The organism is Liquorilactobacillus ghanensis DSM 18630 (genome assembly GCF_001435235.1).
GTDB lineage: Bacteria > Bacillota > Bacilli > Lactobacillales > Lactobacillaceae > Liquorilactobacillus > Liquorilactobacillus ghanensis.
Genome location: NZ_AZGB01000009.1, coordinates 202,230 through 216,399 on the forward strand (window position 1 = coordinate 202,230; position 14,170 = coordinate 216,399).

Genomic DNA, 14,170 nt, shown 5'->3' on the forward strand with positions numbered 1-14,170 from the left:
ATACATCACCTTCCTAAATAGTCGTATTTTTAATCCTTTTTCTATTTATACGAAATTCCTGTAATAATTTTTTCAATCCATGCCAAAAATGACCGTTAACCATCTCTAAAATTCCATCAACCATCTGGGAACTAATTGTTCCATTAGTCATTTTACTAATTGCACGAAACGGCATATTATAAATAAATAAAATATTTAAATCTGGTTTTCCTTTGTTCTCGCTTCTTTTTAGTAATTTTTTTAAAAATTTGCTTATAATTCTAGCAATCCAATTTTTAGCATATTTCATTTCTGAAATTGTATTGTTTTGTCTTAACATTAAAAAACCTGTATTATTTTCTTTACTAACCTCTTTACCGTAAAGATCACTAAAATCTGTTAATGTTATCTCAGAAATTCTATGTGAAAAATATTTAGGAAATAATAGTGCTTGATTTTGAGCCTTCGTACCATCAACATGAATTTCTGTAAAAAGTCGAATATCGTTAACATTGCCACAGATATAGATCTGATAGATTCCATCTTCTATCGCAAAAGTATGTGAATCAGTATTATAGTATCTAAATGTTTTATCATCAAAATAAATTGTAACTTCACGTGATTCACCAGAATTTAAATATACTTTAGCAAATCCTTTCAATTCCTTTGCTGGTCTAATAAGAGATGAATTTTTATTACCGACATACAATTGAACAATTTCTGAACCAGCAACTGCCCCCGTATTTGTAATTGTTAAACTAACTTTTTCTTGATCGACTTTTAAATTTTCATAGCTAAAAGTTGTGTAACTTAAACCATATCCAAATGGGAAACGGACCTTTTTATTAATAGTGTTATAGTAACGATATCCAACAAATGGTCCTTCTTTGTAAAAGGAATCTTTACCCTTAGCAGGGAATTCATTAGCAAATGGCGTATCGATATATTTCATCGGATAAGTTTCAGCTAACTTACCTGAAGGATTATGCTTGCCTGTTAAAACATCAAGCATTGCACTTGCTCCAGCTTCACCGCCTAAGTATCCATGAACTAAAGCTGTAGCTTGATCTGCCCATGGCATTTCAACTGGGGAACCTGCAGACAAAACTATTACAATAGGAGTAGTCGTTTTAAATAGCTCAGCTAATAAACTCTCTTGTGCACCAGGAAGCCGCATATTCTGTCGGTCCGCTCCCTCACTTTCAGAAATTTCATCTAAACCAACACAAACGATTGCTACGTCACTTTTTTCAGCTAATTTAATTGCTTCATTTCTTAATTGTTCTTTATCACTTTGTTTATTAGCACGTGTATATCCTTGTGCAAAGCCAATTGTTGTTAGCGGATAATTCTTAATACACTCAGTAATTGTTTCCAAATTTTTGGTATTAACTAATGAAGAACCCGCCCCTTGATAACGTGGTCTTTGTGCAAAATCCCCAATTAAAGCAACTTTGCTTTCCTTATTTAAGGGCAAAACTCCATTATCATTTTTTAGTAGTACAATACTTTCTACTGCAGCATCATGAGCAACTTGATGTTGGTGACGCCAATTAATTACTTGTTTTTGTTTATCAGTAGCTGTAGATTCTAAAATAACAGATAATAGCTCATCAACACGTTTATCAATAACTTCTTCCTTTAATTTGCCACTATTAACAGCATTGATTAATTCTAGAGGACCATTAATTCCAAGGGTAGGCATTGCTAAATTACTTCCATTAATAACTCCTGCAACATGATCATTGTCTCCTCCCCAATCCGTCACAACAAATCCATCAAATTTCCATTCATTGCGTAAAATCTGTTTTAAAAGATAATGATTTTCATTAGCATAAACTCCATTAACTTGATTATATGATGACATGATAACCTTTGGATTTCCTTCTTTTATAGCAATCTCAAAGTTTGTAGTATATAATTCCCTTAACGTTCGCTCATCAATTACAGAATTAGATGCCATCCTTCTATATTCCTGATTATTGGCGGCAAAATGTTTAGGACTAGCGAATGTCCCAGTACTTTGAATTCCTCGAATAATTGCAGCACCTAATTTCCCAGTTAAATATGGATCTTCACTATAATATTCAAAATTACGTCCGCCTAATGGGTTCCTTTTAATATTTAGACCTGGTCCCAGTATTACCTGCACACCTAAACTTTTCGCTTCATTTCCTAATGCAACTCCTACTTCGCCAATAATTTCGGGATCCCAACTATTAGCAAGAGTTGCTGCAGTTGGAAAACATGTTGCTGGTTCACTCGCATTTAACCCCAAATGATCCGTCGCTCCCGACTGCTTTCTTAATCCATGTGGTCCATCTGATAAAAATATGCTAGGGATTAAACCACCAACTGCAAGAGTTTCCCAAGTAGTCTTCCCTGACAGGAGTCCTGCTTTTTGTTCTAATGATAATTTACTGATTAAGTCTGTATTTTTTAACATAATTCTTCACCACCAATTTTAAATTACCAAAAATGCAAGCGCTTAGAAATGAAACTATCATAATTTGACTATTTTAATGCATAATCTGTAAAAACAAATTATAAATATATTCATTTAAAGGCAACATAAAAACATTATTCAATCATAAATTGCTGATTTCATGTAATTCTTTACGTGCATTGGGAAAATATTTTTTTATAGTAGATTATTTTTACTTTATAGAATTTTAATTTAGTAAACATTATTTTAGAAAAAATTTATATTGATCATATCAATAAAATTAAATTTCTTACAACAAGTGCACAATAAAAAAGTCAATAATTATCAAAAAAGCTGCATGAATTATTAAAATATGTATAATTCAGTCTTTAACAAATTTTTTTAAGTTGCTATAATAATTTTATACAACACTACTTGGGAGGCAGATTAAACATGCGAATTGCAATTGTTGATGATAAAAAAGAAGTGCAACAACAGTTGGGAGAATTTCTAAAAAAATATGGTGCAGAACAACAAGTATCGATTGATGTTGCTTTCTTTTCCAATGGATTAGAAATAGTAGATAGTTACCGTTCCAATTTTGATGTAATCTACCTCGATGTACAGATGCCTATCATGGACGGAATGACTGCCGCAAAAAAAATACGTCAAAATGATGAAAATGTTATAATAGTGTTTTTAACTAATTATGTTCAATGGGCAGTAGAAGGCTATTCTGTCAATGCTTTTGATTTTATTTTGAAACCGCTATCTTATTTTAGTTTTGCTGAGCACTTTAAAAAAATTCAACATAAAATTGCAGAAAACAGCAAATCTATTTTAATCAAAGAAAAAAATGGGATAAGTCGAATTTTCCTAGATAGTCTTTACTTCATAGAAAGTGAAGGTCATTACCTAATATTTCACACTACTGAAAGAGATATAGAGACTATGGGGCCAATGAAGAGAATTGAAAGCAAATTAGAATCAGAAAATTTTTTTCGTTGTAATAATGGCTATTTAATAAATTTAAATCATGTTAAAAATTTTACTAATAACATCGTTCAAGTTGGCAAATATAAGTTGCAAATTAGTCGACCGCGAAAAAAATTGTTTATTCAAGCACTTACTAATTATTTAGGAAGGGTAGGAGGACATTAAGATGAGCACTATTTTGCCTAATATTCCTCGTGCTTTTACAGGTTTTGCTGAAGTTTTAGCTGTTTTTTTAATGATAATTCAACTTCCGACAAGTAAAAGAAAAGATCTTTGGGCTATTAAATTAATATTACTTAGCATAGGACAAATATTTTTTCAACTTTTAGCCGGAAAATTACCTTTATGGATGTGGATACCTGGAATGTTACTTAATATTTGCTATATGTTTTTCACACTACGGCTAATAGAAAAAGTTCCCTTCCAAATTTCTTTTTACCATCTTTGTAAAGCTTTTATTTTGGCAGAATTTTGGGCTTCTATTACTTGGCAACTATTTTGTTGGCTAATTTTACCATTTACAAAGCTTCGAACAATCGAAACTTTTTTCGTAGTAACAAGTTATGTATTTTTATTTCTGTTTTTCTACCGTATGGAAAAACGTCCAAATTATCGTTATTCACTTAATAACGTCTCTTTACGAGATTCTTACAGTGCGGCTATTACTGCTGCTATTATTTTTTTCATCAGTAATTTAGGATTTATTCTTAATGGAACTTTTTTTAATTTGGGTGATTCACTTACAATTTTTATACTACGCACTTCAATTGATATTTGTGGTGTTCTTCTGCTTTCTTTACAGGAAAATCAGCGTTATGAAATTTTCTTAAATCAGGATCTAACTGAAATGAACAATATGTTTCAATCTCAATATGAACAATATCAAACATTTCGTGAAAATACAGAATTGGTTAATCAGCGATTCCATGATTTAAAACATCAACTTGCAATAATTTCGCTTGAAGAAAATATCGATAAACGAATTAAGTACGCGCATCAAATTGAAAAAGACATTCAACAATATAAAGCCTACGTCAAAACTGGAAACCCAATTGCTGATGTAATTTTGACTCATAAAAATTTTCAATGTATCAAAAATAAGATTACTTTTACTTGCATTGCTAATGGAAAATTACTAAATCGGATTGACACTATGGATCTCTGTAGTTTATTAGGAAACGCGCTAGATAATGCTATCGAATCAAGTTTACAGCTTGTAGAAGAAGAAAAAAGATTAATCAATGTCCGACTGAACAAACAATCTGGTTTTATCATTTTTTGCGTTGAAAATTACACAGAGAATATTATCCAAACAACTGAAGGATTACCACACTCAACTAAAAAAAATAGCAAAAACCATGGCTATGGTTTAAGAAGTATTAACTATATTGCTCAAAAATATAACGGGAAAATGATAATCAATCTGAAAGAAAATTGGTTCACTCTAAAAGTTTTATTACCTTTAAAAGAATAATAAAGTTATCAAATGCTTAAAGTGATTAATCATCTTCGATTTAATTAGATTAAAAAAACTTTACACACGCAATCAATCATATCTAAAACTCTGACTCAGATCTAACGATCATCTGTACTATCAACCACAACCTTACTTTGGGCATAAAAAAGGTACCAAAATTGTCATACAATTTCGGCACCTCTTACCTTAAGATCTTTGGCAATGAATCATTATCAATTTAACGTGCAGCAGTATATTCAATTGCCATATTTAGTCAAAATTAATTATTCAATAAACTCAATGGCATCCAACGTGAATTTCCCATCGGTAACCATTACTGTAACCTGATGTTTTCCCGCCAATAATCCAATAATTCGCGTGTTTTCACTGCGATCACTTCCACTCTGAGGATGATAATTCCAGTTAATAACTTGATGATCGATCGTAATTTGCAAACTTGATGTTGTGTTTTGCTTACCAATTAATGAGAACCCCGTTCCTACAAAGCAGAAACTCAGTATCGGTGTCTTTTCAGCATCAGCTGTCCCATACGAAAGAGTACGATTCCACTTTGTATTGTCCAAACCGCAGACATGCAACCAATTTCCAGTGTATACTAAGCGATCGTCAAGATTATCCAAACGTTCACTGATCAACGCTGTGTCACGATTAACCCTTTTAACTTCAATCCAATTAATTCTAGTGTGGAAATAACCACTACCAAGTTTAACTCGACCACTAAAGTGCGGATTGCCAGTATCTACGAAATCAATAATGTGCTGATTATCAACACTGGCAGTTAAATGATTGCCTTCAGCTTGAAAGATTAACTGATGGTCAATGCTTAAATCAAAATTATCAATATAGGTTAATTTCACAATTTGATCTTCTTTAATAAGCTGGCACGATCCGTCCGAAAAAATTTTAAAAACATATGGTGCGCTTTCTAACCGACCCTTCACATCAGTAAGCTCCCGAAGCCCAATGCCAAAATAGTTCCCAGTTGGGCTATTTTGTTGAGTGTGATTGTCAAACTTAACCGAAACCATTACTGCATAATCAGTCCAATGATCATCCCCAAATGTCAGATTAGGAGCGTAAGAATACTCCCAGTCCAAAGCACGCTGCTTTTCAGAAATCATTTGCTGCAAAAAATTACGATCATTTTCACGCACTACTTCAAATGCTCCGCCTTGATCAGTCATATATCGTGGCGTGCCACCTCGACTCATAAGATAATCACTGGAGTAATCAGCATAGGAAAAATCATCCATATACAGCATGTCGCCAGTTCCCTTTAAAACTTTATCAGTACAAGGTGCCGCCAACCGATGATAGACAACTTCCTGATCATTTCGTAGTCTGAGAGTTGTTGCAGTCACAATTGAGTGCGGATAAACCAAAATATCAGCTTTTCCATCAATTGGTTGGATCGTCTCACGAATTCTCTTCATCCGACTATCATAGCCGTCTTCAACTGACTTTGGTCCAATACTTTCCCACACATCTAATTGCTGAGATTGATTCACAGCCACATTCTGAATCGTTACATGATACATTCGAGGTTGTGCACTGTCATTCACAAAAATTACTGAATAATTTTGTTTATCCGGTGCCATCAAGGTCAGATAACTAGGTGCTTCTTGGTTATGATCAAGATTCTCAGTTCCACCTACACCGCTATCGCAGGCACTTGTTAAATAGCGCCAAGCACCTTCATCATCCCACCCAGCCTTGGCAAAATCACTAAAATGCTTCATGCATTGCAAACCAACGTTATCTACTTCAAAAAAACCAGACCACGGACGACTGGCGGCAATTAATTCTTTATGACTGTAATTAACTCCCGGATAATAGGCAGAAACTGCCGGCTGGAACAAATACAGACTCCGTCGGGATTTAACATAACTCTTGATAAGCCGATTTGCGATGTCCAACCCACTTTGAGTACCACCAATTCCTTCACCATTACTGGCGTGAACGCGATATTTGCCATTAGTCATTGGAGCAATTCCTTCACTGTACCAAACCTCGTGTTGATATTCATCGGCTAATTTGGTAAATGACTGAGTTGCGCTATCGTCAGTATTATAATGAAAACCAACCGCCGGCACTTTCACGCGAAGGTCCTGATCAGCTACCATCTGATCTCCAAAATCACGTTCATAATTCTGATCGGCTGCGATAAGTTTAATGTCATTGTATTTTTCAACTGGAAAGCCCTCTGGAAATTCAGATTTATCAGTCTTCAATCGGGTGGCAAACCACTTGATCCAGCGATACATCGGGTGTTTAGTTTCGTTACGATCCGGATCTACATAATCGATTAAATAACCATATGTTTCGTAAGCCGCGATAATTGTTTTTTTATACCATTGATACATCGGCTCGTAGGCAGCTTCGAGCACATCCTGATCAGGATTATCGGTTTTAACATTAGCCCATAATTTTCGCAAAAAACCCGGTTCACCCCATCGTAAAATAGCTGTTTTCAATGTCGGCTGCAGCTGCCTAGCATCAGCAATCAATTGAAAACCAGCCCCTCGACAGACATTTGCGGCTTCATCAGCTGTTCGCATGGTGGCTGGCTCAGTCCCAGACGATGTATTGGCATCAATTCCCATTTCAACCTTCAGCATTCGCATTAATGGATGCGCTCCGCCAAATAAAATCGTTAAAATTTGTTGATAGCTTTCTGGATGTTCCCATTTGTAATCAAGTAACAATCTTGAAGAATTGTTACAGCTGATATAGCCAAATCCTTTGAATGTATTAGCATTCATAGCATTCAAATCTAATTTTTCTCCATCAATAATAAAACTTGTCTTGTTCATTATTATCCTCCGAATTCAAAAAAAGGCTTGGTCTACCAACAACACAGTAAACTTCAACCTTTTCTCATCCTCATTATTGACCTGCTTTATAATCGCTTCTTAGATAAAAGGCTGTAGATTGCGGATAAAAAGTCCCTTTTTGTTTCAATATCGAACTTTTACTATTTATCTAAGTTCTGCTAGCAAATCGGCTTCATCATCATGAATTTCATGACCTTACCTATGATATCAGCCAAGTACGATTTAATATAAAAGAATCAGGAAACTGCTTGTGTTTTAATTTTTTTAAAATACCATTTTCATTCAGGGTAAACGTCCATGTTTGTTTTTTTGAATCTAAATTTACAAAGTCATTGAATAGCCTTGTAAATTAAAGCAAACAATCTGATCATCACTTACATCGTAGGTGGTCGAATAGTCGGCAATACTCTCTTTTGGTAATGTCAATAAATATACGTTACGATTTAGAATAGTCATAGAAGCCAAAAAAGTTTAACTACTTTTTATTAGCATCCGTATGGAAAGGTTATATTTAGTTAACACCTTTGCGCAATCACTTTTTGACTAAAAAGATTTAATTTTATGGAGAAAGTGCAATTCCCCTTCTATACAAACTTCTTGATATTTTCAAAAATCAGAACTGGATGGACACGTGAACTGAATGATTATAACCGAAGTATATATCTTCGATCATAGCTTTTTCTAAGTAATTTTAATATTCTAGAATTCAGAAAAAGCAGTCCTAACTTCATGGTCACTAAACGCAATAGTCAACCGATTACCGTTCAATTTAACATCTGGAATAATTAATTTACCATCATCACCGATGCTTTCTAGTTCACGATCCCCAAGATAAAGTGAAACCAAGGTATATTGACCAGGTTGCAAAATTCCGGTTTGCATTGGTATCTTAGTTTTTGGGAAATACAAATTAGTGTTTGGTTCAGGAACCGAAAGCTGAGCAGTTAACTCCTTTGATAAGCCAACAATCCCCGTAATACCGACTTCAGTTTTGTAGAAAACAGCATTATCCACACCGCTTTGGAACTCTTGTTGATAAGCCTTACCATAATCAGGTGCTGAGAAGCTTCCTTCAGCTAAATGCAAGGTCCGTTTAGTATTAATTTGGTGAACCCGAACATGCCATGGCATTGCTGGTACAATATAGTTCTTAATCCTAACATCACTCCACGGTTTCCACTCAGAGTACACATAATTATCATGAATTGCATAGTCATCATACTTAAAAGCTGTTCGCCAGAAATAATCACTTTCCGAAACTGCTAACGTATTGTCAAACGCACACTGCTTCAACAAAGTTCTAGCTTTAGCTGTACTAAAACCAAAAGTAGTTGAGTAAACATACTTTTCGTATTTATCTTCACCATGAGCGTGTTCGTGTGAATGCTGGCCTGCAGTAAATGATTGAACTTCTAAGCCATTTTGACTATGTGCAATTAGCATTCTTGGTTCAGATTGCTTTTTAAGGGATACAAACTTAAAGTCATCACTTTCCTTAGTTGTCCAGAACAAATCATCATCTGGTAAGGCAAAGAAAATAAACGTTTTGAGAGCCCAATATGCTGATGCGGGACCATTATATCCTTCTGCAAAATTCATATTTGGATACGCATAACCAATTGGAATTAGACCATCACTTTGAAAAATATTTTGTTTGAACCACCAACGTAGATTATTTAATAACAAATGTTTAATGTCACCAAGAGTATAACCTTCTGGAAGACTAATATGTGCATATGCACAAGCTGCCCAGAAAGCTGACTGAGCAAATCGATAATCCAAACTGCGACCATAAGGTAATGCAGCTCCATCGGCTGCAAACCAATTAGCATAGCTTGGCACAAATGCTTTAGCACGTTCTTTAAGTAATCTGGATTGTTCATTATCTGTATGAGCTAAACCAACTGTTAGAATAGTAAAGAACTGGTAGGCAAATGGAATATAGTTATCAATTTGATTAACATAACCATCGTACGACCATCCATTGCCTAAATATTGTTTGTTAGTAATTGCGTAATCTTTGGTAATTAATTCCGAATTATCCATATATCCTGAATCGGTAATGAATTGATTAACCATTGCCCGGAAAAACAGCCAATTAGTCTTGGGAATTGTTTTATGATTAACCTGATCCATCCACTTAACGATAGTTTTCTGCTTGGGAACCGATAAAGTATCCCAAAAGGTTGCTTTGGTTTCATATAGAAAAGCCGTTAAAGCCCCCATTTCAACAAAAACCTGATCGTAGTCACCAAGATCACTCCCCCAGTAATCAGGAGATTGTGGATCGGTACCTGCAAGAATTCCTTGAGTTGTCAACTCATACCATCCGGGCCATTCGTAAATCCGTTTTTTATCACTAAAAAAAGGTCCAAGTCCCCAAAGTAAACGCATAAAACCTTCCACTTCGGTTTTGTCTTGAATATAAACTGCCCCACTGTCGCTCATTCGGAAGCGTCCTTTTCGTTTTTGCTGACCCAACACACTCATTGCTGGAGTCAGAATATCGATTAAGGCAGCCTCTACATCTGCCTTGCTGCGCAATGGATTATCTTTAATTTGTTCGTTAAATAATTTTTGTTTCAATTAACATGCACCTCGTTCAACATTTTGTAAGCGTTTCTACAAGTTTAGAATACCCTTAATTTTAGTAAAAAGCTTCTGAAATAGATTGCAAACTAAACATGCACAAGTTTTCTTCCAAATTAAAAAAAAGGCCTGGTCTACCAATCACACAGTAAACTTCAACCTTTCTCATCCTCATTATTGACCTGCTTTATAATTCAATGGCAATTTATTCCAACGTTTTCTTAGATAAAAGGCTGCTGCTTTGGGTTGGCGATCACGAGTAAAGAGTCCCTTCTTGTTCCCATTAACTCGCATGTTACCTTCAACAGTTTGAAAGTCAGCAAGGTTCCACGGCTGCTCTCCACGAATAAAATCGTAAGAATCAAATACTCGGTTGAACATTTCTAATAATTCAATTTGATATTCCTCACTCCACATGATCGATGGCAGTTTATGCAAACCTGGTTCCGTATCGGCACCATATTCTGAAAAGACAACGGGTTTATCAATATCGGATTTTTTCCATTCATCAAGTTCTGCTCGTAAACCCGCTTCACCATCAGAAATTTCATAACCCCACTTATGGTACCAGCCAGGATAACGGTTTAATAAAAAGAAGTCCGGAAACTGCTTGCATTTTGATTTTTCAAAAGTATCATCTTCATTCAGGGTAAATGTCCGTGGTCGTTTTTCTGGATCTAAATTTACAGAATCGTTGAATAACTTCGTAAAGTAAGGCACAGCAGCGTCAGTTGATGTATCCGGTTCATTACACAGACTCCAAGCCAAGACACTTGGATGATTCTTATCTCGTTTGATCATATCTCGTACCTGATCAATATGCTTTTTGTACAACTCAGTAACCCATTCACCATCAAAAAACGATTGATCCAAACCACCCAAGAAACTGGCTGCAGCCATTTTAAATCCAACCGCCGGTACTTCATCAATCACTAAAATACCTTCCCGATCCGCAAACTTATAAACTTGTTCGTCATAAGGATAGTGTGAACTTCTAAATGAATTGGCACCAATCCATTTCATTAAATTCATGTCGCGCCGTTCAACATTAAGATCAAAAGCACGTCCAGCATAAATGCTGTCCTCATGGCGGCCAAATCCCCGTAAATATACGGATTTATGGTTAACCAAAATTTCGTGACCTTTAATTTCGATAGTCCGCAAACCAATTTCATCTGAATATTCATCCAGTGTTTGCCCGTCCTTAACCAAATCAATCATAATCGTGTACAGATGAGCATCACGTACATTCCAAAGAATTGGATTTGTAACGGTAAGATCACCGGATTGACCTTCACTGGTTGCAGCCACTTTACCATTTTCGTCCACTAAATTAACCTTAAAGTCAGCCTCTGTATTAGCCGTTATGTTGTAATGGACGGTAGCTTGATCATCACTTACATCGTAGGTGGTTGAATAATCAGTAATGTGATCTTTCGGCAATGCCAATAAATGTACACTACGATTTAAACCAGAATAATTATAGAAATCAAAAAAAGGGTTGACTGCTCGTTTACCGTTTTTTAACTTTAGTGTATCCCCTGCTGGGAGCGCATCTCGATGAAGTTCATTATTAATTTTAATTGACACAACATTTTCTTTGCCAAATTTCACTGCATCACTAACTTCAGCAGTAAAAGGTAAAAAACCTCCCTCGTGGCTGCGAATCTCTTGACCATTCACAAAAACAACAGCTCGATGTGTTGCGGCACCAAATCTAATTTGGATATCCTGACCTTCAAAATAGGTTGGTAAGAAAAAACTCTTAGAATACCAGAAATCACCAGTATATTCCCGAGCATCTTTATCAGTAAAGAAATCATTGAAGCTAGCCGGAACAGGCATCTCAATGCCATCGCTGAACCCATTCTGCCATCCTTTTTGCCCACCAACTGAAGTCGGATCAAATTTAAAATTCCATAAGCCGTCCAATTTTTGATCAGATCGGTAGTTATTAATGACTGGGTATAGTAAGCTATCTTCCATTCTAGTACCTCCATTTAGTAATGTTTCATTTAATTAATAAGTGTAGCGCAAGCGTTTTCTTTATATCCAAGATAATTTTACTATAATCAGAGAAATAATCAATACTTTTTAGTAAAACTTTTCTGATTTTCAAATTTAAAATTGTCTTAATTATTATTCAACTGATAAGTATTATTCCTTGAAATTCTTATCTGTAATGGTCAAAAAGCATCAGCATAAGTTGTTTACTCATGCTGATGCTTTTCATGTGTATTCGTTAATTATTAACTTTATGAAGTATTACGTACTGCTATTTTAAAGCTAATCGTTAAAGACTGCTTTCCCGCTCCATCAGCTCAGTTCCAATAATAACAAGTTCTGGAACCTTTTTAGGATTTTTTATCCGCTGTAGTAATAATTCAATCGCCCGCTCACCTATTAATTCAGTGTGTACATGGACCGTTGTCAAGGCCGGACTGGTATATTTGGCAATTGCCACATCGTTAAAACTAATGATACTGGTACGTTTCGGCACATCAATGTTATGCTGCTGAAGAGATCGCAACGCACCAACAGCCATTGAATCACTACCAATCATGAATCCATGGGGTAAAGAATCACCCAGATCAGCAATTGCTTGAGACATTAAGGCAAATCCAGAGTCCGGTCCGAATGCTCCTTGATAAACAAAACTCTTATTATAGAGATTTTTACTGGATAAATATTGGTTAAAAGTTTCCACTCGGGGATCACGAACTTTTTGTTTCTCAGTAACTGTTATTTCCCGCCCTGCAATCATACCAATATCCTCGATACCGTTTTGAATAAACCGATCAATAATTTTACGAACCGGTGTTTCAAAATCGCTGCGGATACAATCAAGATTATATCTCAAATAATTTTCACCAATACAAATCATCGGCAACCCAAATGACTTTAAATGAGTAACTTCAGTATGATCAAATTTTCCAATTGCAATAATTCCATCAAAACTTTTAATGTGACTCTTATCAATTGACTCATAAGTTATTCGTTCAATTGATGCACCCATGCTGGATGCTTTATTTTCAATTCCATATTGAATTTGTAAATAATACAAATCTGACAATTCTTCTTTATCGGTGTGCCATTGAACAATCGCAATCTGATTACTAAGTTTGGGTTTGCGTTTATTCCGTTTCTTATATTCAAGCTTCTCTGCAACTTCAAGTACCCGTCTCCTAGTGTCATCCCCTACTGAAAGGGTATCATCAAAATTCAGGATACGTGAAACCGTTGAGATTGACACCCCAGCTTCGTTTGCAACATCTTTAATTGTTGCCATTGTTACCACCCACAATACACTAATTTGTTAATTATCTTTCCAACTTACTTTTCCAGATAGTCATCACTTGGTATGTACTATTTCAGTTTACCACTTGTAAATAAATTCAAGAACCCCTTAGCCTACAAAATAAAAAACAGAAACTGATGTGAATAATTCGAGAGTGTCAAGAAATTCGTATAAATGGAAGCTCCCTTTCCCTGTAAAAAATTAATTTTCTAATCGAAAAGTGATTCTAACTGAAACTTGAAAGCTCTTATTTAGACTATCATTATGCAATGTCAGCCTTGTTTTTGCGAGAAATAAAATACAAGTTACTCCTGCGAAGTATACTTGAATTGTTTAAGATTATTCGAAAGCTCAACTATCACCGGCATTCTGAAATTTCTTCAATAGCCATTTTATCATGGCTCATGGCATCTATTTTTCAGCAACGATCACTAAACGAAATGGTTCACCTCCCGTATGGCACGCAGTATTATGAATGACGTCAAGAACTGGCAACGCTTGACCTGTCTCTTAGCCGGGTGCATCATTGATTATTTACACCACATCAAAACTTGGATAGTTGTCGTAAGCTT

General features: G+C 35.3%; 7 protein-coding genes. 2 read left to right on the forward strand and 5 right to left on the reverse strand.

Annotated elements, in window-relative coordinates:
- Positions 1–13 precede the first annotated feature (13 nt).
- Positions 14–2,425, reverse strand: coding sequence for a beta-glucosidase (locus FC89_RS03845; protein WP_057871227.1), 2,412 nt, complete (start codon positions 2,423–2,425; stop codon positions 14–16).
- Between the two features lie 432 nt (positions 2,426–2,857).
- On the opposite strand from FC89_RS03845, the gene FC89_RS03850 reads away from it, so the two are divergent.
- Together FC89_RS03850 and FC89_RS03855 are read left to right on the forward strand one after the other, a co-directional pair.
- On the forward strand, positions 2,858–3,565 hold the full coding sequence (locus tag FC89_RS03850; RefSeq protein ID WP_057871228.1) for a LytR/AlgR family response regulator transcription factor: 708 nt from the start codon (positions 2,858–2,860) through the stop codon (positions 3,563–3,565).
- A gap of 1 nt (position 3,566) precedes the next feature.
- Complete coding sequence (locus tag FC89_RS03855) at positions 3,567–4,874, forward strand: sensor histidine kinase (protein ID WP_057871229.1); 1,308 nt, start codon at positions 3,567–3,569, stop codon at positions 4,872–4,874.
- A gap of 266 nt (positions 4,875–5,140) precedes the next feature.
- On the opposite strand, the gene FC89_RS03860 is transcribed toward FC89_RS03855, so the two are convergent.
- The 4 genes from FC89_RS03860 to FC89_RS03875 all read right to left on the reverse strand — a co-directional run bounded on the left by FC89_RS03860 (position 5,141) and on the right by FC89_RS03875 (position 13,589).
- Positions 5,141–7,690 (reverse strand): glycoside hydrolase family 30 protein, encoded by a 2,550-nt coding sequence (locus FC89_RS03860; RefSeq protein WP_057871230.1) that lies wholly within the window; start codon positions 7,688–7,690, stop codon positions 5,141–5,143.
- Between the two features lie 720 nt (positions 7,691–8,410).
- Positions 8,411–10,297, reverse strand: coding sequence for a DUF2264 domain-containing protein (locus FC89_RS03865; RefSeq protein WP_057871231.1), 1,887 nt, complete (start codon positions 10,295–10,297; stop codon positions 8,411–8,413).
- Positions 10,298–10,474: 177 nt separating this feature from the next.
- Positions 10,475–12,286, reverse strand: a complete 1,812-nt coding sequence (gene uidA, locus FC89_RS03870) for a beta-glucuronidase (RefSeq protein WP_057871232.1) — start codon at positions 12,284–12,286, stop codon at positions 10,475–10,477.
- Between the two features lie 307 nt (positions 12,287–12,593).
- The gene (locus FC89_RS03875; RefSeq protein WP_057871233.1) at positions 12,594–13,589 is read right to left on the reverse strand and encodes a LacI family DNA-binding transcriptional regulator; all 996 of its coding nucleotides are present in this window, start codon (positions 13,587–13,589) and stop codon (positions 12,594–12,596) included.
- Positions 13,590–14,170 lie beyond the last annotated feature (581 nt).

Bases quoted from the DNA above. Each gene is read 5' to 3' on its own strand.
- FC89_RS03875 (WP_057871233.1), bottom strand. From the start codon at position 13,589: ATGGCAACAATTAAAGATGTTGCAAACGAAGCTGGGGTGTCAATCTCA.
- uidA (WP_057871232.1), bottom strand. From the start codon at position 12,286: ATGGAAGATAGCTTACTATACCCAGTCATTAATAACTACCGATCTGAT.
- FC89_RS03860 (WP_057871230.1), bottom strand. From the start codon at position 7,690: ATGAACAAGACAAGTTTTATTATTGATGGAGAAAAATTAGATTTGAAT.
- FC89_RS03850 (WP_057871228.1), top strand. From the start codon at position 2,858: ATGCGAATTGCAATTGTTGATGATAAAAAAGAAGTGCAACAACAGTTG.
- FC89_RS03845 (WP_057871227.1), bottom strand. From the start codon at position 2,425: ATGTTAAAAAATACAGACTTAATCAGTAAATTATCATTAGAACAAAAA.
- FC89_RS03855 (WP_057871229.1), top strand. From the start codon at position 3,567: ATGAGCACTATTTTGCCTAATATTCCTCGTGCTTTTACAGGTTTTGCT.